This is a genomic window from Frankia sp. CoBUL1, assembly GCF_978021245.1.
Genome location: NZ_CDXDOS010000018.1, coordinates 1 through 20,184, shown reverse-complemented (window position 1 = coordinate 20,184; position 20,184 = coordinate 1). Strand labels below are relative to the sequence as shown.

The window sequence follows — 20,184 nt, the reverse complement described above, 5'->3', positions numbered from 1 at the left end:
CGTATCCGAACGGGCGGAAGGCCGGCGGGCTCAGGCCGGGGCGCCCCTCTCGATCGCCGCGGGCGTGAGGGTCCCGACGAACGGCAGGGTTCGATAGTACTCCGAGTAGTCAAGGCCGTACCCGACGACGAAGGCGCCGGGAAGATCGAAGCCGACATATCGGACATCCACGTCCACGGTGACAGCCTCGGGCTTACGGAAGAGCGCCAGGACCTCGAGCGAGGCGGGGCCGCGTGAGCGCAGGTTCTTCAGCAGCCAGGACAGGGTCAGCCCGGAGTCGATGATGTCCTCGACCACCAGGACGTCCCGGCCCTCGATCGACCGGTCCAGATCCTTGAGGATGCGCACCACCCCGGACGAGGAGGTTGACGACCCGTACGAGGAGACCGCCATGAACTCCATGGTCAGCGGGACCGTCAGCGCGCGGGACAGGTCCGCCATGACCATGACGGCGCCCTTGAGCACGCCCACGAGCAGGATCTCCCGGCCGGCGTAGTCGGCGTCCACCCTGGCCGCGAGCTCAACGATCTTCGCGGCGATCTCGTCCGAGCTGACCAGGACCTCGGCGATGTCGGGATGCGGGCTGTGCCGGGGGCCGTCATGGGCGCTTCCGGCGTCGGGGGTCGTCGTCGCGGTCTGACTCACCTGGTCGTCCTCCTCGATGTGTGGCGCGGTGACGGCATCCGACCGTCGGGCGGCGGGGCCGGCTGGCGGCGGTGGAGGAACCACCGGCCCGGTCAGCGTGACCCTGTTCTCCCATCGCCGGGCGAGCACGCCGGTGGGAAGCGGTACCGGCTTCTGCCCGCGCCACCGCGTCACCAGCTCCTCCACCGCCCAGATGTGCTCCGCGCGCAGCGCGGAGGCCGACGCTCCGACGTCGATGGCCGCCCGGCGCAGCAGCCGACCGCGGACCGCCGCGGTGAGCCCGGCCAGCGCGGCGACGTCGAAGGCGACCTCGCCGGTGCACGGCCGGCCACGAGCCCTGACGACCTTGCCGTAGACCTCGGCGGCCATGGCGTCCAAAGCGTCCGCGTCGGCCCGCAGCAGATCGGCACTGCGCGCCAGCGACTCGGCGATGCCCGGGCCGAGCTCCGTCTCCAGCACTGGCAGGACCGTGTAACGCACCCGGGACCGGGTGAACGCTGGGTCCCGGTTCGTCGGGTCATCCCACACCTCGAGCCCCTCGGCGAGGCAAGCGGCCCTGGTGTCCGCGCGGCGGATCCCGAGCAGCGGCCGGCGAAGCAGGCCGTCGTCAGCCGACATCCCCCCGAGGGAGCGGGCGCCCGCGCCCCGCGCGAGCCTCAGCAGCACCGTCTCGGCCTGGTCGTCCAGCGTGTGGCCGAGAAGCACCGCCCGGGCGCCGAGCCGGTCGGCGGCCGCCGCGATCGCGGCCCGCCGTGCCTGTCGGGCGATTCCCTCGGAGCGAGCGGTGTGCTCGGTCAGGACCTCCACCGGATCCAGGCCGAGGGCCCGACCCTGGCGGGCGACGCGTTCCGCCCGTTCGGTCGAGCCGGTGTCCCAGCCATGATCGACCGTGACCATGCCGGCCCGCAGGGCGCGGCGGGGGGCGACGAACGCGAGGGCCGCGGCGAGCGCCAGGGAGTCCGGGCCGCCGGAGCAGGCGACCAGCACTAGTCCGCCGGGTGGCAGGTCGGTGACTGCGCGGCGAACCGCCAGCCTGACTGCCGCGACTGCGGGAGTGGGAGATCTCGACGAGTGAACCGTGCGCGGAGCCGGATCGCCCGGTCGGACGTCGCCGGCATGGCCGGTGTGGTCCTCACCGGCGATCGGTGGGGTCACAACGTCGGCCGGAAGGCGGATGTGGAACAGGCCGGGGAGTCGGCGGCCCCGACGACCCCCGCGGCCCCGACGACCCCCGCGGCCCCGACGACCCCCGCGGCCCCGACGACCATGGTGCTCACGCCGAGATCGGCGGGCGGCTGCCCAGGACCCGTTGCATCCAGGCGGTGGGATCGACCAGCTCGGCGCGGGTCGGCAGCGCCGCCGGTGACTCCCAGACGGTGTTGAAACCCGTCACCCCAGCCTGCGCGACCACCGCACGCACGAACGCCCCGCCCTGGCGGTACTGCTGCAGCTTGAGATCGAGACCGAGGAGCCGACGGACGAACCGGTCGATCGGCGATCCCCCGCCGCGGCGACCCTCGAACTTCGTCCGGATGTCGGCGACGGTGGGTACGATCTTCGGCCCCACCGCGTCCATCACCTGGTCGGCGTGGCCCTCCAACAACGTCATGATGGCCTGGAGGCGGTCGAGAACCGCTCGCTGGGCTGGGGTCTGTAGCGCCTCCACGACGCTCGGGCTGTCGGCCTCCCGGTCGAGCACCGCCCCGCGCAGCGCGCTCATCGCCGAGCGGACGCGGCCCGCGAGGACGTCCGGATCGAGGTCCGTGGCCTCAATGAACGCGGTGATCTCGGACTCCAGGTGGGTCCGCAGCCATGGCACGGCGGTGAACTGACTGCGATGGGTCTGCTCGTGCAGGCATACCCACATCCGGAAGTCTCGCGGCACGACCCCCATGGCCGCCTCGGCGTGCGCGATGTTCGGCGCGACCAGGCTGAGGCGCCCGACCGACCCCGGCACCCCGACCGACCCCGGCACCCCGACCGACCCCGGCACGTCGGGCGGACCCGGATCGTCCCTCCCGGCCTGGTACTCCTCCGGCGGGAGGAAGACCTCGTACTGGCCCAGCACCTTGCCGGCCAGATAGGCCAAGGCTGTGCCGATCTGGACCCCGGTGACCCGCCGACCGACCGCCGCGGCGAGGTTGCCGCGCTGCTGTTCGGACAGTTTGCCCAGCAACGGGGAGGTCAGCACCCGCAGACCGGCGACGTTGGAGCGGACCCACTCCAGCCGGTCCACCACGGTGATGGGGGTGGCCGGCCCGGCGGGAGTGAGCCGGGTGTAGTCCTCGACGTGCCGCTCGGCCTCGACGGCCAGTCGCCGCAGCTCGGAGACGACCTCGCCGGCCTGCTCCCGCGAGATCTGCGGGCCGGGGCGAACCAGTTTCCTCGCCGTCGTCACGGCGAGTTCCCAGTCGACCAGCTCGGCGTCCACGAATCCGAGCGTACCGGGCTCGCCCGTCGTCTGGGTCCGATCATGAACCGTGCCGAGAACGGGATGGGACGCGCCGGGGCGCCGACGGTCCCGCCCAGGTCGACGGTCCCGCCCAGGTCGACGGTCCCGCCCAGGTCGACGGTCCCGCTCAGGTCGGTGGGCGCGATGCTGCCGGCGGGATCGCCGCGGTCGTCGACCGGGCCGGGGTGCATCCGCAGCCGGTGAGCGCCGCGGCGGCCCGGTCGAGGGCGGCCTTGGTGCTGCCCGCCTCCTCGGCGGGCGAGAGGAACGCGAAGAGGAGCAGCCTGCCGTCCGCGTCGACGAGCTGGCCCGCGAGGCTGCTGACGTTGTGCAGAGTGCCGGTCTTCGCCCGGACGTCACCCGCTCCGATGGCGGTGTCGCCAGTGGTGTAGCGATCACCTAGCGTACCGGAGAACCCGGCTACCGGCAGCCCCGTGAGAATGGTGCGCAGCGCCGGCCGACCGGGGAGGACGGCGGCGCGCAGGATGGCCACAAGGGTCATGGGCATGATCAGGTTTGCGATGGACAGGCCGCTCACGTCGGCCAGTGCCATCCCTGCGACGGGGAGGCCCGCCTCGGCGAGGACGTCCCTCACCGCGCGGGTGGCGCCGGTGAACGAGGCGGGCAGGCCCCGCCGATGGGCGACGAGCCGTCCCAGGCTCTCGGCGAGATCGTTGTCTGACTGGGTGAGCATGCGTTCGACCAAGACCCGCACCGGAGGGCTGTAGACCGCCGCGACCCGTTGTGCGGCCGGGTCCGCCGGGCCGGTGGCCACCGATCCGACGGATACTCCGGCGGTCATGAGCGCCGCGGCGAAGGCCGTGGTCGCGGCGGCGGCCGGGGTGGGGCTGCGCGGTCCGATGGCTTCCGGTGCCGACCGTCCGGCGTCGACCTCCAGCGCCGAGACCGGGGCGACGTCCCCGTCGGTCACGTAGTTGTCGCGCCATCCCGGTGCCCGGTCCGGACCGACGAACAGCCCTCCATCGCCGATCACCCGAGCCGCCGAGGTGATACCCGCGGCCCGGACCTGAGCGGCGAGATCGCTCAGCCGGGCCAGAGCCGGATAGCCGTCGGGCGCGGTGGAGGCGGTCAGGGTCGGATCTCCGCCGCCGACGAGCCACAGTGTTCCGCCTGATGTGCGGGCGTTCCCGCCCGCGGGCGGGCTGTAGACCACGGTGGTCCGCAGCCGGTCGTCGGGGAAGGTGGTCAACGCGGCCGTGGCGACCGCGGTTTTCAACGTGGAGGCCGGTGCCACGGGGATGCGGGACCGGACGTCGAGGAGCACCCGACCCGACTGCGTGTCTATGACGAAGGCCGCGGGCCGCGCCAGAACGGGATCACCCAGCGGGCCGGCGAGGCGGGCCGCCACCGCCGCGGGCTGCGGGATCGGCGCGGCCGGATCGAGACCGCCGAGCACCGCAGCGCCCGCGCGGTCGGACCCGCTGCCGGCGAGTTCCGCGGCTGATCCGGTGGTGGGACCGACGGACAGGGAGCCGGCGAGCAGCGCGCCGGCCAGGGCGGTGAGCCCCCCTACCCGGGCGACCGGTGCGGCTGACGTCACTCACCGACACTACGCAACCAGCGGGCGGTCGGCGACGGCGCGGCGGGTGAACCCGGATCCGTCGCCGCCGGCCTGCCCGGCGGTGTCCCGCCGCGACGGGACACCGGGGGTGCGACGGGACACCGGAGGTGTCGTGTCGGCGGGCGGCACTGGTACGAAGAAGGCCCCACCGGGCGTGTCGCCGGTGCCCATCATGGTTTCGGTGCCCGGGAGATCCGGCGGTGGAAACGTGGTGGTGCCGGTGCGGTTCGGGTGGGAGGCGGCGTCCGCGACACTAGGTGCGCCGTCGTGGGTGTGACGCCTCGTTGTGGTCACTGGGGTGGGTGGCCCGCGCCCCGGGCGGAGCACATCCACCGCCTGGCAGAGCACGACGTACGGCACGAGCACGACGTACTGCGCTACGAGCACGGTACGGCTCGAACGAGCACCATGTGACAAACGGCGATCGCTCCGGTGCGGACCGGGCGAAGACGAAGGAGACAGGGAGCGGAGTGGACCTTGAGTTCGATGTGACCATCGAGATCCCCAAGGGGCAGCGCAACAAGTACGAGATGGATCACCACACCGGCCGTATCCGGCTTGACCGGATGCTGTTCACCTCCACCCACTACCCGTCGGACTACGGGTTCATCGAGGGAACCCTCGGGCGCGATGGTGATCCGCTGGACGCCCTCGTCCTGCTGGAGGAGCCGACGTTCCCGGGCTGCCTGGTGCGGTGCCGGACGATCGGCATGTTCGAGATGACCGACGAGAAGGGGCCGGACGACAAGGTTCTCTGCGTGCCGGTGGCCGACGTCCGGCAGGAGCACCTGCGGGATCTGCGGCACCTGCCGGAGTTCGACCGGTTGGAGATCCAGCACTTCTTCGAGGTCTACAAGGACCTCGAGCCCGGTAAGTCGGTGGAGGGCGCATCCTGGGTGGACCGCAAGGAGGCTGAGCGGGAGATCCTGGCGTCCATCAAGCGGCTGCGCGAGGCGGAGGCCGCGGAGGCGGACGGGCACGACCAGGAGGCCGAACCCAGGTCGGCCTGATCCCTCCGTCCGGCTTGTGGTAGCCGTGACGACCTGTCCCACGTCCCAAGCGGGGTGGGACAGGTTCAGGAACCCACGGGATGGGGCCGGGGCGGGAGCAGGCCCGGCGCCAGCCCACCGCCGGGCCGGACGTGCCGGCCATGACGGCCATGACGGTTACCTGGCGCATAATGATCGTGCGAGCGGAATCGGGGAGTGAGCCGGAGGCGGGGATTGAACCCGCGACCTATCGCTTACGAGGCGATTGCTCTGCCACTGAGCTACTCCGGCGAACGGCCAGGACTGCACTGGCCCGGGTCGAGTATGCCAGATGCGTCGGCGGGCTCGACCCGGCTGGTGGTCCGGTGGCTGTTCGCGGACCGAGATGCCCGCCGTCGCCCCGGATCCCAGCCGTCCACGGTGATGCCACCAGTGGCGGGCACGGTCTGGAATGCCTCCGTCTCAGGCTGTCATGGCGAGGGATGTGCTATGTCGTCAAAATGGCCCTGAGTCGGCAAATTATCTTCTTTATGTTACATTTAGTTAGTTTTGGGTGCTGCAACACCGTAAATCGCCACCCCCGGTCGCAGTGGTTCCGATGAGGATGCGTAGGGTTTCGCACCATGACCGGGGCCGGAGACGCTGCACCAGCAGCGACGACGCGAGGAGCCTCGCTCCTCGTCGCTGAGGACGATGAGGCATCTCGCACAGCACTTGCGCGCAGTCTGGAGAGATTCGGTTATCGGGTGCTGGAGGCCGCGGACGGCGAGGCCGCTCTTCGGCTCTTCCAGACCACCGAGATCGATCTAGTGGTGCTGGATGTCGCGATGCCCAGGATGGACGGCTTCGCCGTCCTGAGCCGCCTCCGCCAGACCAGCGAGGTTCCGGTGATCATGCTCACCGGGCGGGCCGAGGAGGTCGACCGGGTGGTCGGCCTCGAGTTGGGCGCGGACGACTACGTCGTGAAGCCCTACTCGCTGCGAGAACTGGTGGCCAGGGTGCGCGCCCGGCTTCGCCGACGGCCGGCGGAACCGCCGCCGCAGCGCACCGGGGACGGCAGCGACCCGCTCGTCTACGGAGACGTCTCCATCGACCTGCGGGCCCGCGAGGTCGCCGTCGCCGGGGAGCGCATCGATCTGACCGCGCGCGAGTACGAGCTGCTGGCCTTCCTCGCCCGGCATCCTCGGCGGGTCTTCAGCCGGGAGGAACTCCTCGAGCAGGTGTGGGGCACGCGGTTCCAGGACCCCGCCACCGTCACCGAGCACGTCCGGCGGGTACGAACCAAGGTCGAGGGTCGTCCACCGCAGCGCCGGCTGGTCACGACTCTGCGCGGGATGGGCTACCGCTTCGACCCGTGACGTCCTTCCCGCAGGGCCGTCGTTTCCCCGCCGGCCGTCGTTTCCCCGCCGGCTGTAGAGGTGCTGCCCGGGGGGGAGCACCTCGCCAAGCCACCGGGGTGGGCGGCGTCGTGGACCCGCCGGGAGGCGCAGACATCCGCGCGGTCGCACGAGGTCCGGCCCCCGCCGTCGAGAACCACGACCACCTGCTGACGCGGAACATCGTGCCGCACGACCCGGCCCGCACCGTGTGGGGTCGTCGCCCGGTCTCCGACCGCGGGCACGGCTTCGGCGAACTCCTCGTAGAGGGGATGTTCGTAACGCAGGCAGCACATCAGCCGGCCGCATGCCCCGCTGATGCGCATCGGATTGAGGGCGAGGTTCTGCTCCTTGGCCATCCGCAGGCTCACCGGCTCGAAGTCGTTGAGAAAAGTGGCGCAGCACAGGTCGCGGCCGCAGGAACCGATCCCGCCCTGGACCCGGGCACTGTCGCGGGCGGACAGTTGCCGCAGCTGGACCCGCGCCACCAGCGTCCGGTTGAGATCCCGCACCAGTTCACGGAAGTCGACGCGGCCTTCCGCGCTGAAGTAGACCGTGTAGCCGCCGGTGGCCATCACGTGGTCAACGCCGACGATCTTCATCGGCAGGTCATGCTCACGGGCCAGGCGACGGGCCGCGACACGCGCCCGGGCGCGTCGGCGCCGGGAGACCTGCTCGCGCTGGATGTCGGGCGCGTCGGCCATCCCGACGAGCACCGGCAGGTCGCCGATGTCGTCGCTGACCCACTGGGGCGCCCACATGCAGGTGGCGACCTCGGGGCCCTCCTCGGTGGGGACGAGCACCCGGTCGCCGACCCGGGGGCTGCAGGAACCAGGATCGGCATAGTAGAGCTTGCCCCGTGGGGAGAACGCCACCGCGCACATCATCGGCATCCGACCGGTTACCTCCCTGCGCCCGCCGGGTCCCGCCCGGGCGGACCTGGTCGAAGGGCATGTCCGCGTCGCGATCAGGATATGCCCGGCCTTCCGCCCAGACAGGCCATTACGCCGGTTCGTCCCCACCGCCGGTCGCCGGTCGTCAGGTGTCGCGCAGCGCGAGGGTGAGCGACTCCACCGCGAGCAGTGGGACGAGGCCGGGATTTCTGGCCAGTGACGCCCGGGTCGCGAGGACAGCCTCCAGCCGGCGCAGTGTCTGTTCCGGAGTGCAGGCCGCGGCGTATCCGGCGGCCTCGACGCAGTGATCAGGATGGATCGCGTCGACACCGGCGCCGAGCTGTTGGACCAGGACATCCCGGTACAGCCCCGCGAGGTCCACCAGGGCCCGATCCAGCGCATCGAGGACGGTGCGGCGACCTCGGCTCTTCTGGGTCCGCTCCAGCTCCTTGAGGGCCCCCGCGGCACCCCGCACCACCATCGTCCGGCCCTTGGCCCCCGCCTTGGGGGCCCGCGCGGACCTAGACTTCCCGCCGACCGCCGTGGCACCGACGCCGAGCGCGGTTTTCAGCGCCTCGGTTTCCACCTCGTCGCGTTCCGCATTCGCGGCCTCCGCGTCGGTGTTCGCCGCGTTCACCAGATCGGCCGCCGCGGCCAGGCAGTCACCGACCCGGCCGAGCCGGGCCGGGATGCGCAACACCGCCGCCCGGTTGGCCCGGACCCGCTCATCCGAGGCGAGCCGGCGCGCCAGGGCCAGATGACCCTGGGAAGCCCGCGCCGCCGTCTCGGCGACCTGCTCGTCGACTCCCTCGCGAACCAGCGCGTCGCGGACGTCCGTGGCCGAGGGCAGCCGTAGCGCGACCGTCCGGCAGCGGGAACGGATGGTGGGCAGCACGTCCTCCACGGAGGGGGCGCAGAGCAGGAACACCGCCCGATCCGCCGGCTCCTCGAGGGCCTTCAGCAGGGCGTTCGCCGCGGCCTCGGTGAGCCGGTCCGCATCGGTGATCAGCAGGATGCGCCAGCGGCCGGCTGTCGGGGCGCTGGCGGCGTCGCGTACCAGCGCGCGCACGTCCTTCACACCGAGCGAGAGCCCCTCCGGCTGCACGGTTCGCAGATCGGTGGCCGTGTCGGTGAGCACGGTGTGGCAGCCGGTGCACTCGCCGCAGCCCGGCGGCTCGTTCTCGCAGGTGAGGCTTGCGGCGAAGGCGCGCGCCGCATCCTGGTGACCTGCCCCGGTGGGTCCGGTGAACAGCCACGAGTGCGTCATCCCGGCACGGGCGGCAGCCGGTGCGCCGCCTCCACTCGCGAGCCTGGCACTCGCGGCGGACGCCGCGGCGCTCAGCGCCGCGACCACCGCGTCCTGCCCGACGAGCGTCTCCCAGACCGTCACCGGGCTATCATCCCCGAGCCACGCCGGTCCGGAGCGCGTCGGTCAGAGCACACCGAGCAGGACGGCTGGCCGATCGATGCGGCTGGCCATGAACGAGCGGATCTCGGCGTGGATCTCCTCCGGTGACCGCGTCGCGTCTAGCGGAAGGTAACGATCGGGCTCCTTCTGCGCCAGCCGACGGAACGTGTCGCGTACCCGGCCCTGGAAGGTCAACTTCCCGGCGTCGTCCGCCTCGGCCGGGCCGTCCGGCGGCCCCGGCGGCCCCGGCGGCCCCGGCGGCCCCGGCGGCGGATCAGGATACGCGGTCATCCGCGCGCGGCGCAGGACGATCTCGGCCGGCAGATCCAACAGGACCGTGACGTCGGGAAGCAGCGCGTGCGTCGCCCACTGGGTGAGGACGGACAGCTCGTCGGTGCTGAGGGCCCGGCTCACGCTCTGGAAGGCGATGAACGAGTCGACGTAACGATCGGTGATGACGATCGCTCCCCGGGCCAGCGCGGGTTCGATCACCTGCGTGACGTGTTCGGCGCGGTCCGCCGCGGTCAGCAGCGCCTCGGTCCGGGGGTGCAGCCGTACGGTCGGGTCGAGGAGCAGTTCTCGCAGGCCCGTTCCCAGCGCGGTGCCGCCGGATTCGGAGGTCACCACCACCTCCCGGCCGGAGGAGGCGAGCCACGTTCGCAGCAGCTCCACTTGGGTGCTCTTGCCTGCGCCATCGATGCCCTCGATCGCGATGAACAGGCCGGTGCGGCGGGGACGTGTGGCCGCCGGCCGCCGGCCGCGCAGCGCGTTCCACAGCTCGGGCCAGACCGCGGCTCCGGTCGGGTCGTCCATCTGCCGATAGGAGAACAGGCCGACCGCGACGGCGAGCAGCCCGCCGGCGAGCAGGACCGCGGTGACGCCGTCCGCGCGGACGTTGATGTCGCCCCACAGATGGATCCTGTGCGAGCCGATGAGGCCAACCAGCCCGGGCGCGGCGGCGAGCACGAGCAGCAGGTCGATGCGGACCAGCGACTGCACCAGGGCGAAGGTACGCCCCCGCAGCTCGTCGGAGACCTCGGCCTGGAGCAGGGTGTATCCGGTCACCCAGGCCACGCCGGCGAACGCCCCCACCGCGACCACGAGGATGCAGGCGATGACCAGGTTCGGGATGATCGCGACGATCACCAGGGTGATACCCGCTCCGGTCACGCAGACGCCGAACAGGCGGGTCCGACTGTAGTCGCCGAGCAGCTTGGGACCGGCGGCCATGCCGGCGGCGAGGCCGACGAACACCGCGCCGAAGAGCACCCCGTACGCGGAGTCGCCGCCGCCCAGGATCTCGACGTAGAGCCGGCCGAGGGCGATGACGCAGCCGGCGCCGGCGAACCCGCCGAGGATGCCCACGACGAGTCCGCGGACCAGTTTGTCCTGGCCGACGTAGCGCCATCCCTCGGCGATGGAAGCCAAGAACCCGGGCTCGGGGCCGGTCTCCGGCCGCGCGGCCCGTCCGATGCCCTTCAGGCCCCAGATCACGATTGCCGAGCCGAGGAACGTCGCCGCGTTGAAGTACAACGCGAGGTCGACCGAGGAGTCATGGAAGAACGACACGCTGGAGCCGAGCGTCCGTGAGATCGTCGCAAGCATCGTGAAGATCGTCGCGGCGATCGGGGCCGTGCCGTAGGTCATGATCAGGCTGAGGGTGTTGGCGGCCGCGAGCCGCTCCTTGGGCACCAGGTGCGGGACGCTCGCGTCCTTCGCCGGCGCCCACACCAGGGTGACCGCCTCCACCAGGAACGATGCGATGAGCAGCCACTTGAGCGTCCCGATGATCGGGATCGACATGAACAGCCCGAACCGCATGACGTCTGTCACGACCATGGTCAGCCGGCGGTCCAGCCTGTCGGCGAGGGCACCGGCGAGTGGGCCCAGGATCAGGGCCGGCATCAACCGGACGATCAGCAGCGAGCCGATGGCGTACGCCTGCCCGGAGAAGCTCTCCTGGAGCTGGGTCACCAGTGCGGTGGTTGCCAGCAGACCCATCCAGTCACCCAGGCTGGACAGGCTGAGCTGAATCCACATCCGGCGGAACGCGGGGATCCGCAGGACGGCCCGGATGTCGCTGTCGCCTCCGGCGGCGATGGTGGACGGCATTGGCGGCGAGGGAACCGTCGTTACCGGATGCCTGCTCGGCGAGCGGCGGACCCGCGGTCGCCGGACGGGCCAGGGTGGGCGCCGCCCGGCGTCCCGATGTCCGGCTGCATGGTCGGTGGCCACAGGGTCTCCTCCGGACGTCTCGACCGGGGTGGTGGACCTGCCGGTCACATTGGACGACTCTGCGTCACCAGAGGTGGTCTCCGTGTCGCCGATGGTGAACGCCGTAACCTCGGAAACCACCCGGGGCGCGTCCGCTTCTCCAGGGCTCCTACCGATCGGCAGCGCCATCAGTCCGTCCGGCGGGTGCCACTGGACGACGGGCTACCGGAGTCATCGGAGCCGCCGCCGTCGTCCGTCACCGTCCGGGCGGTCTTGGACCTCGCGGTGCCGGTCTTCGCCGTGCCCGGCTTGGCCTTGGTGGTTTTCGGGCCGGTCTTGGCGGTGCCGGCTTTCGCGGTGCCCCGGGCAGGACGCTTCGCGGTGGCCGGTCCGCGGGCCCGACGGTCTGCCAGCAGCTCCGCGGCACGCTCATCGGTGATCGTTTCGACCGTGTCGCCCTTGCGCAGACTGGCGTTGGTCTCACCGTCGGTGACGTAGGGGCCGAACCGGCCCTCCCGCACCACCATCGGCTTGCCGCTGGCCGGGTCGGTCCCGAGCTCACGCAGCGGCGGGCTCTGCGCGGCCTGGCGCCGACCGCGGGCCTTGGGCTGGGAGAGCAGCGCCAAGGCCTCGTCCAGGGTCACGGTGAACAACTGATCCTCAGATTCCAACGACCGACTTTCGGCACCCTTCTTCACGTATGGGCCATAGCGGCCATTCTGGGCGGTGACCTCCTCCCCGTCATCCCCCGCACCCAGAATGCGCGGAAGGGTGAGCAACCGCACGGCGTCGTCGAGGGTCAGCGTCTCCAACGACATGCCACGCAGCAGACTGGACGTGCGCGGCGGGTCAGTGTCGGTGGTGACGTAGGGGCCGAAGCGACCCGCCTTCGCCGTGATGGTCGCTCCCGACGCCGGGTCGATTCCCAGCGTCCGGTCGCCACTGGGCGCGGCCAGCAGCCCCAGCGCTTTGTCGACGGTGAGTTCGTCCGGTGCGAGATCGTCCGGCACGCTGGCACGGCGCTCCCCGTGCTGGACGTAGGGGCCGTAGCGGCCCACCCGGACGACCAGCAGGGTGCCGTCGTCGGTCTCGCCGAGGGGGATCGAGTTCACCTCGCGGGCGTCGATCTCTCCGAGCCGCTCATTGACCAGGTGCTTCAGTCCGTCGGCGGCCGGGTCGGTGCCGTCGCCGGTTCCGAAGTAGAAGCGGGTCAGCCAGGCGGTCGAGGCGGCCGTGCCGGCGGCGATGTCGTCGAGGTCGTCCTCCATCGTCGCGGTGAACCGGTAGTCGACCAGCCGGGTGAAGTGGTCCTCCAACAGGCCGACGACGGCGAACGCGACGAAGCTCGGCACCAGGGCCGAGCCCTTCTTCCACACGTAGCCGCGGTCCTGGATGGTGCCGATGATCGAGGCGTAGGTGGACGGCCGACCGATCCCGAGCTCCTCGAGCGTCTTGACCAGGCTGGCCTCGGTGAAGCGCGCCGGCGGGCTGGTGGTGTGCCCGCGGGGGGTCAGCGAGCGGGTGGTCAGTGGGTCGCCCTGCCGTACGTCCGGCAGCGGCCGCTCCCGGTCCTCCAGTTCCGCGTCTGGATCGTCGGCGCCCTCGACGTAGGCGCGCAGGAAGCCGGGAAAGGTGATGACCTTCCCCGATGCCGAGAACTCGGCGTCCTCCCCAACGGACGAGGTCGCGCCGAGCCGGATCGTGGCGCTCGTGCCGCGGGCGTCCGCCATCTGGCTGGCCACTGTCCGCTGCCAGATCAGCTCGTAGAGCCGGTAGGAGTCGACGTCAAGCTCGCCACGAACCTCACCCGGGGTCCGGAAGTGGTCCCCGGCGGGTCGGATGGCCTCGTGGGCCTCCTGCGCGTTCTTGACCTTCTTGGCGTACGTGCGGGGGCGTGCCGGCACGTACTCCGGCCCGTACAGGCTCGCAGCCTGCGCGCGGGCCGCGGTCAGGGCGGTCTTGGACAGGTTCGTCGAGTCCGTCCGCATGTAGGTGATGTAGCCGTTCTCGTACAGCCGCTGCGCCACCTGCATCGTGCGCTGGCTGGAGAAACGCAGTTTGCGGCTGGCCTCCTGCTGCAACGTCGAGGTCATGAACGGTGGGTACGGCGAACGGCGGTAGGGCTTGGTCTCCACCGAGCGCACCGTGAATGCGGCGTCGGCGAGCCGCTCGGCCAGCGACCGGGCGGTGGCCTCGTCCAGCCGCGTCACCCCGGAGGAGACGAGCTGTCCCGTCGGGGAGAAGTCACGACCCGTCGCGATCCGGTTGCCGTTCAGGGCGATCAGGGTTGCCGGGAGCGGGGTCTTCTCGACCCCGTCGCCGCAGGCGGAGCCGGCGCCGGGTCCGCCCGGCCCGGATCCCGGTGTGCCGTCCGCGTCCGACCACGCCTGGCGGGCGACGGTCGCCCCGAACAGGCCCTCGATGTTCCAGTACTCCGCCGAGCGGAACCGCATCCGGGCACGTTCCCGCTCCACCAGGATGCGGGTCGCCACGCTCTGGACCCGGCCCGCCGACAGCCTCGGCATGACCTTCTTCCACAGCACGGGAGAGACCTCGTAGCCGTAGAGGCGGTCCAGGATGCGACGCGTTTCCTGAGCGTTGACCAGGTTCTTGTCGATATCGCGCGGATTGTCGACGGCCCGCTGGATCGCCTGGGGGGTGATCTCGTGGAACACCATCCGCTTGACCGGCACCGTCGGCTTCAGCGTCTGGAGCAGATGCCAGGCGATGGCCTCGCCCTCGCGGTCCTCGTCCGTCGCGAGGTAGAGCTCGCTGGCGTCTTTCACGAGCGCCTTGAGCTTGCTGACCTGCGGTTTCTTGTCCGGCGTCACGATGTAGAGCGGTTCGAAGTCGTTGTTGACGTCGACGCCGAGCCGAGCCCACGGCTTGCCCTTGTGCGCGGCCGGGACATCGGCGGCACTGCGCGGGAGGTCACGGATGTGCCCGATACTGGATTCGACCTGCCACCCCGGACCGAGATAGCCGGCGATCGTCTTCGCCTTCGCTGGCGATTCCACGATCACCAGGCGGTTGCCCGGGCCGGAGCCGGTGGCGCGGCTGCCGTGGGCGCCGGTGGCTCCGCCTGAGCCGTTCGCCGAATGGCCAGCCTCCGTTCGCCCGTTCGCCGTCCTGCCGTTCGCCGTCCGGCTGGTGGCGCCGGCGGGTACGTCGGCCGATGCCTCGCTCGAGCCGGTCTCCGGCGGGAGCCCGGCCTCGGTGGGCTCGGCGACCGGTGCGGATGACCGCGCGGTCGCCCGTGTCGTCGTCTTCGTGCGCGCTGGCACTTCTCTCCTCGGTGCGACGTGCTCGTTTTAGTGCTCTGTGGGGCGAAAGCGTAGGTTGCTTCTACGGAGCGTAGGTCTCGAACATGGCGGATGTTGCGGAGGCGGAGCGCGTTACTGGATCTGGCGGGGGCGGTGCGGGTGTCCGGCGGACGGTGGTCGTGCGGGCGGCGGCCGTCGGAGTGAGAGCGGTGCCTCGCAGCACCGTACGCTGCCATTCCGTCTCGCGGATCCTCCCGTCCGGGTATGGCGACCGTAGCCCGACGCTCACCCGCTGCTTCCCGATCCGATGTGGGTGGCACGGATGGTCCGCTGGCGCATCACCCGGCCCACGGGCGGTACCCGATCCCGATTCCGAGGTTCCATCGGTGTGAAACAGCGCCGCCGACCCGCGTGGCCTCGTGCGAGCCGCGGGGGTCGGCGGTGGCGGAGCGATGTGGGTCAGGCGTTGATCTTCTCGCTGGGAGCCGGTGTCGGTTGTGTCATATCGGGCACATCGTTGATCATTGAGCTCCGTCGCTTGGAGATGATGATCACGGCTGCGATGGCGGCGAGGGCGGCGAGGGCGACACCGATGCGCAGCCCCGTGTTCTCGTCCGCGCCCACCGAGTACTTTACGACCGTCGGAGCGATCAGCAGGCTGACCAGATTCATCACCTTGAGCAGCGGGTTGATCGAAGGGCCGGCGGTGTCCTTGAATGGATCTCCCACGGTATCGCCGATCACCGTGGCCGCGTGGACCTCCGAGCCTTTTCCGCCGTGGTGGCCGTCCTCGACCATCTTCTTCGCGTTATCCCAGGCCCCGCCGGAGTTCGCGAGGAACACGGCCATCAGCACGCCGCCGGCGATGGCGCCGCCGAGGAACGCGCCGAGTGGCGGGTATCCTAGGCCGAAACCGACCGCGATTGGGGCGAGAACCGCCAGCGTTCCCGGTGTAATCAGTTCACGGAGCGAATCGCGGGTGCAGATGTCGACGACCGCACTGTAATCCGGCTTCTCGTCGCCGGTCATGATTCCAGGCCTGGACCGGAACTGGTTGCGTACCTCCAGGACGACCCGCCCGGCCGCGCGGCCCACCGCATTGATCGCGAGCCCGGAGAACAGGAAGACCACGGACGCACCTATGGTGAGCCCGACCAGCGCGTCGGGGTAGGCGATGTTCAGGCCGCCAACGGTGCCCCGACCCGCCTCGGGCAGCGCTCCGGCGTCGCGGAGAGCCGTCGTGACGGTGTCGGTGAACGAGCCGAACAGCGCCGAGGCGGCGAGCACCGCGGTGGCGATCGCGATGCCCTTCGTGATCGCCTTGGTGGTGTTGCCGACGGCGTCGAGCGAGGTGAGGATGGCCGCACCCGCCTCGTCCATGTCGCCGGACATCTCGGCGATGCCCTGTGCGTTATCGCTCACCGGCCCGAAGGTGTCCATCGAGACGATGACACTCACCGTCGTCAGCAGACCGGTCCCCGCCAGCGCCACCGCGAACAGCGCGATCGTGACGCTGCCGGAGCCGAGCAGGTAGGCGCCAAAGATCGCGGCACCGATAAGCAGCGAAGAATAGACCGCCGACTCCAGACCCACCCCGATTCCGGCGAGGATGTTGGTGGCTGGTCCGGTGAGCGACGCCTTTGCGATGTCCCGCACCGGCCGGCGGCCGGTCTCGGTGAAATACCCGGTTAGCAGCTGAATGGCGGCGGCGAGCACGATCCCGATCAGGACCGCGCCGATCGCGATCACTCGTGGATTACCGGACTGGGTGCTTCCCTGCATCCCGGGGAAATCGGCGAAGCTCGTCGGGAGGTAGAGCAGTGAGACGGCGACGACGCCGATCGCGGACACCACCGCGGAGATGAAGAAACCCCGGTTGATGGCGGACATTCCGGTGCGGTCACCGGTCCGCGGCGACACCGCGAAGATTCCGATGACCGCGGTCACAACCCCGACCGCCGGGATGAGCAGGGGGAACACCAGGCCGCGTTCGCCGAACGCCTCGACCCCGAGAATCAGCGCCGCGACGAGCGTCACCGCATAGGATTCGAACAGGTCGGCGGCCATGCCGGCGCAGTCGCCGACGTTGTCGCCGACGTTGTCGGCGATCGTCGCGGCGTTGCGGGGATCATCCTCAGGAATCCCCTGTTCCACCTTGCCGACCAGGTCCGCCCCGACATCGGCGGCCTTGGTGAAGATCCCTCCGCCTACTCGCATGAACATCGCGAGCAGAGCGGCGCCGAATCCGAATCCCTCCAGGACCTGGGGGGCGGTGTCCCGGAAGACGAGGACCACGGCCGCCGCCCCCAGGAGTCCGAGACCGACGGTGAACATCCCCGCCACCCCCCCGGTACGGAAGGCGATACGGACGGCGGCTCGTTCCCCTCGGGTCATGGCGGCGGCGGCAGTGCGGGTGTTGGCCCGGGTCGCCAGCGACATCCCGACGAATCCGACCAACGCGGAGAAGATCGCACCGACCACGAAGAAGATCGACCGACCGATCTTCGCTCCAGTGTTCTCGGCTGGCAGGAGCAGCAGTACGAAGGGGATGACGACGACGAATCCCGCGAGCGTGGTGAACTGCCGTCTGAGATAGGCGGCGGCGCCCTCCTGGACCGCCCGGCCGACCTCCACCATCCTCGGGGTACCTGGACTCGCCGCCAATACCTCACGAACCAGATAACCGGCAACAAGCAATGCGAGGGCTGCGACTATCGCCACACCGGCGACCAGGCCGAGGGCTCTGCCGCTAAGGTCAATTCCAGAGCCCTCGGCCTGTAGGGCTTGGATCGAGGACATGGCTCCTCCCGGTCTGCTCTGTGCGCCCTCCGTGAGGGTGCCGGTGCTCTCGGGCGCCCTCACGGCGGTCGCCACGGCATCGAGACGGTCACGGCCACGCGCCGCATCCGGCGGCGCTTTGGGCGAGATCGGTCGGTTCTTCCCATTTCTAAGCATCTGACCGGTCTCACGGGGAGCACCAAGGGAATCACGGATGGTTGGATCAGCCGTCCATGAGATGCGGCGGAGTCTATCCACACGTCTGTGACGTGCGCTCGTTTTTCAGCAGCGGCGGCCCGGGTCGCGTGCTCTCGGGTACCTCTCACCGCCCCGGCGATAATCCGGAAACGGATCGATTCAGGAATATTCGGCATAAAAAGATCACTCGTGCTGTTACTGACATGGCAGACTGGCGCCGTGGCTCCACCTCCATGTCAGGTTCCATGTGCCCTGCCTTCGGAACCTGGCGCGGGGCACATGGCGGCACGGTCGGAGGCTGGAACAGTCGCCGGGCCCAGGCAGGGAGACCGGAGAGGTCCTACACCGCGGATTCGCAGGGGTCCGATGTGGCGCCGGTGTGCCAGGTCATCGCGACAACCGTACCCACGCCGTCGGGGCCGCGCCTGATCTCGATCTCGTCGACGAGTCCCTCGATGAGGGCGAGTCCGAGCCCCGGTGGGAAACCAGAGTTGTCCGCCGAGAGATCGTCGTCCGCCGGTTCCGCCCAACCCGGCGGCTGAGTCGACTCGGATCCGAGTTCGAGCAGGGTGGTCGCGGTGACGAGGCCACCGTCCGGACCGGGGGCGACCTCGTCTCCGGTCCGGCCGCAGTCGGCCACCGTGATGGTGAAGGAATCGGCGCCATCGGTGAGCGCGACATGCACCGGGGCCTGCGGCGCATGCCTGCGGTTGACGCGCACCGCTCGGGTGCATGCCTCCGTCACCGCAAGTTTGATCTCGTCGGCCGCGCTGACCGGAACTCCCGCGCGCCGGCTGACCGCCGTCGCAATCATCCTGGCGGTACGAACGTGCCCGTTCAGTGCAGCGAACCGCAGCTCAACGGTGGGCATACGGCGGGCCTGCCTTTCGCGAAAGAGTGATGTTCGGCTCAGTCGCTCGCGGCAAGGGCTTCCTCGATGGAGGAGTGGATGGGGAAGACCTTGGTCAGGCCGGTGATCCGGAAAATCTTCAGGATGCGCTCCTGAGTGCAGACCAGACGCAGCGCACCCTCGTGCGCACGCACCCGCTTGAGCCCGCCGACGAGGACCCCGAGGCCCGTCGAATCGAGGAACTCGACGCCTTCCATGTCGACGACGAGGTGGTATGACCCCCCGGACACGAGATCGATGAGCTGCTCGCGAAGCTTCGGCGCGGTGTAGACGTCGATCTCGCCGCCCACCACCACGACCGTGTGGTTGCCTTCCTGGCGTGTCGTGAGGGACAGGTCCACGGATCCTCCTTGTGTGCCTCCGGCCGTCCCGTGCTTCGGGCGACCGACATCACGGCGCCATTACCCTCCCACGAGGAGGATCAATCCGGTGTGCCGCGACACAGATCGCGGGCCCGGTGTTGCGGCATCGCCGGCTGATGACGTCTAATGAAATGTATCCCCGATCTTGGCGCTCGTGTGGGGGTCGACCGACTGCATCGGCGGTTTCGGCGCAGCTGGTCCCGCGGGGACACTCCGTGGTCCGTCTGCCGTCTTGTCATCGGCCTCGCTGCCCGTAGCCACGCCGAGATGATCTTCGGCCCGGGGGCCCGAGAGGGCGATGTTCCGGGGGTTCGTCCGGCTGAGGGGCGCCGTGACCGCGTCGAGACGCATATCCTCGATCGTCGTGGGCTCGCCGGTGGATGTCGACGGCGCGGACACGGCCCTTGCCGGGCTGCGCCGCGACGTGCGACGAGCGCGGTGCATGACGCACATCGAGCGCGTCCCGGCTCGGGACGGCTGCCCGGCGCCATGGCCGGACTGGATCGATCCGGTCCTGCGGGGACGGTGGACGGCCGCCGGGATCGCGAGCCCCTGGAGTCACCAGGCAGCTGCCGCCGAGGCCGCATACGCCGGGCGCAGCGTGGTGCTGGCGACCGGCACGGCCTCGGGCAAGTCGCTTGGCTATCTGATGCCGGCGCTGTCCCGGCTGCTCGCCGAGCCTGGTGCCCGGGCACTCTACCTGGCGCCCACGAAGGCGCTGGCCCACGACCAGCTTAGAGCAGTGCGGTCGCTGCGGCTCACCGGTATCCGGGCCGCCGTGTTCGACGGGGACACGCCGGCGGCCGAACGGGACTGGGTCCGGGCGCACGCCGGCCTGGTCCTGACCAACCCCGACATGCTCCACCGTGGCATCCTGCCCTTCCACCGGCGGTGGACCCAGTTCCTGCGCGGCCTGCGTTACGTCGTCGTCGACGAGTGCCACGGCTACCGAGGGGTGTTCGGCGCACACGTGGCCGCGGTGATCCGCCGGCTGCGGCGGATCTGCGCGCGCTACGGGACCGATCCGGTGTTCCTGCTCGCGTCCGCGACCGTCGCCGATCCCGGGGTCTCGGCCGCACGGCTCACCGGCGTGGAGGTCGAGGTGGTCGACGTC

Annotated in this window: 15 protein-coding genes and 1 tRNA gene; 3 read left to right on the top strand and 13 right to left on the bottom strand. The window is 70.5% G+C overall.

Features of this window, described 5'->3' with window-relative positions; genetic code table 11:
• Window positions 1–30: 30 nt before the first annotated feature.
• The 5 genes from hpt to AC08OX_RS03425 all read right to left on the bottom strand — a co-directional run bounded on the left by hpt (window position 31) and on the right by AC08OX_RS03425 (window position 5,066).
• Window positions 31–1,800, bottom strand: a complete 1,770-nt coding sequence (gene hpt / locus AC08OX_RS03445) for a hypoxanthine phosphoribosyltransferase (protein ID WP_476606470.1) — start codon at window positions 1,798–1,800, stop codon at window positions 31–33.
• Complete coding sequence (locus tag AC08OX_RS03440) at window positions 1,797–1,922, bottom strand: hypothetical protein (protein ID WP_476606469.1); 126 nt, start codon at window positions 1,920–1,922, stop codon at window positions 1,797–1,799. Before AC08OX_RS03440 ends, hpt begins: the two co-directional genes overlap by 4 nt.
• A complete protein-coding gene (locus tag AC08OX_RS03435) occupies window positions 1,919–3,076 on the bottom strand; it encodes a zinc-dependent metalloprotease (RefSeq protein ID WP_476606468.1) in 1,158 nt (385 codons plus the stop codon). The genes AC08OX_RS03440 and AC08OX_RS03435 overlap by 4 nt, the downstream gene beginning before the upstream one ends.
• Window positions 3,077–3,224: 148 nt before the next feature.
• Window positions 3,225–4,658 (bottom strand): D-alanyl-D-alanine carboxypeptidase/D-alanyl-D-alanine endopeptidase, encoded by a 1,434-nt coding sequence (dacB, locus tag AC08OX_RS03430; protein WP_476606467.1) that lies wholly within the window; start codon window positions 4,656–4,658, stop codon window positions 3,225–3,227.
• 9 nt (window positions 4,659–4,667) lie between these two features.
• A complete protein-coding gene (locus AC08OX_RS03425) occupies window positions 4,668–5,066 on the bottom strand; it encodes a hypothetical protein (protein ID WP_476606466.1) in 399 nt (132 codons plus the stop codon).
• 83 nt (window positions 5,067–5,149) lie between these two features.
• On the opposite strand from AC08OX_RS03425, the gene AC08OX_RS03420 reads away from it, so the two are divergent.
• Entirely contained in the window at window positions 5,150–5,689 is a 540-nt protein-coding gene (locus AC08OX_RS03420; protein WP_011438664.1) for an inorganic diphosphatase, read from the top strand.
• 198 nt (window positions 5,690–5,887) lie between these two features.
• Here AC08OX_RS03420 and AC08OX_RS03415 read toward each other — a convergent pair.
• Window positions 5,888–5,959 (bottom strand) — tRNA-Thr (locus AC08OX_RS03415).
• 332 nt (window positions 5,960–6,291) lie between these two features.
• Here AC08OX_RS03415 and AC08OX_RS03410 point away from each other — a divergent pair.
• A complete protein-coding gene (locus tag AC08OX_RS03410; RefSeq protein WP_476606465.1) occupies window positions 6,292–7,026 on the top strand; it encodes a response regulator transcription factor in 735 nt (244 codons plus the stop codon).
• On the opposite strand, the gene AC08OX_RS03405 is transcribed toward AC08OX_RS03410, so the two are convergent.
• From AC08OX_RS03405 to AC08OX_RS03375, 7 genes are all read right to left on the bottom strand, one after another.
• The gene (locus AC08OX_RS03405) at window positions 7,008–7,937 is read right to left on the bottom strand and encodes a PSP1 domain-containing protein (protein ID WP_476606464.1); all 930 of its coding nucleotides are present in this window, start codon (window positions 7,935–7,937) and stop codon (window positions 7,008–7,010) included. The genes AC08OX_RS03410 and AC08OX_RS03405 overlap by 19 nt on opposite strands.
• Window positions 7,938–8,082: 145 nt before the next feature.
• The gene (locus AC08OX_RS03400) at window positions 8,083–9,327 is read right to left on the bottom strand and encodes a DNA polymerase III subunit delta' (protein WP_476606463.1); all 1,245 of its coding nucleotides are present in this window, start codon (window positions 9,325–9,327) and stop codon (window positions 8,083–8,085) included.
• Between the two features lie 42 nt (window positions 9,328–9,369).
• Window positions 9,370–11,457 carry a dTMP kinase gene (gene tmk / locus AC08OX_RS03395; RefSeq protein ID WP_476606462.1) on the bottom strand — a complete coding sequence of 696 codons (2,088 nt, stop codon included), beginning with the start codon at window positions 11,455–11,457 and terminating at the stop codon, window positions 9,370–9,372.
• A gap of 290 nt (window positions 11,458–11,747) precedes the next feature.
• Window positions 11,748–14,843 (bottom strand): type I DNA topoisomerase, encoded by a 3,096-nt coding sequence (topA, locus tag AC08OX_RS03390; protein WP_476606461.1) that lies wholly within the window; start codon window positions 14,841–14,843, stop codon window positions 11,748–11,750.
• 438 nt (window positions 14,844–15,281) lie between these two features.
• On the bottom strand, window positions 15,282–17,621 hold the full coding sequence (locus AC08OX_RS03385) for a sodium-translocating pyrophosphatase (RefSeq protein ID WP_476606460.1): 2,340 nt from the start codon (window positions 17,619–17,621) through the stop codon (window positions 15,282–15,284).
• A gap of 517 nt (window positions 17,622–18,138) precedes the next feature.
• Window positions 18,139–18,669, bottom strand: a complete 531-nt coding sequence (locus AC08OX_RS03380) for an ATP-binding protein (protein WP_476606459.1) — start codon at window positions 18,667–18,669, stop codon at window positions 18,139–18,141.
• Between the two features lie 38 nt (window positions 18,670–18,707).
• The gene (locus AC08OX_RS03375; protein ID WP_476606458.1) at window positions 18,708–19,049 is read right to left on the bottom strand and encodes an STAS domain-containing protein; all 342 of its coding nucleotides are present in this window, start codon (window positions 19,047–19,049) and stop codon (window positions 18,708–18,710) included.
• A 319-nt stretch (window positions 19,050–19,368) separates the two neighbouring features.
• On the opposite strand from AC08OX_RS03375, the gene AC08OX_RS03370 reads away from it, so the two are divergent.
• A partial coding sequence (locus tag AC08OX_RS03370) for a DEAD/DEAH box helicase (RefSeq protein WP_476606457.1) occupies window positions 19,369–20,184 on the top strand: 816 nt, incomplete at its 3' end.

Coding starts and splice junctions, on each gene's coding strand:
- AC08OX_RS03410 (WP_476606465.1), top strand. CDS start 6,292: ATGACCGGGGCCGGAGACGCTGCACCAGCAGCGACGACGCGAGGAGCC.
- AC08OX_RS03405 (WP_476606464.1), bottom strand. CDS start 7,937: ATGCCGATGATGTGCGCGGTGGCGTTCTCCCCACGGGGCAAGCTCTAC.
- tmk (WP_476606462.1), bottom strand. CDS start 11,457: ATGCCGTCCACCATCGCCGCCGGAGGCGACAGCGACATCCGGGCCGTC.
- AC08OX_RS03385 (WP_476606460.1), bottom strand. CDS start 17,621: ATGTCCTCGATCCAAGCCCTACAGGCCGAGGGCTCTGGAATTGACCTT.
- AC08OX_RS03380 (WP_476606459.1), bottom strand. CDS start 18,669: ATGCCCACCGTTGAGCTGCGGTTCGCTGCACTGAACGGGCACGTTCGT.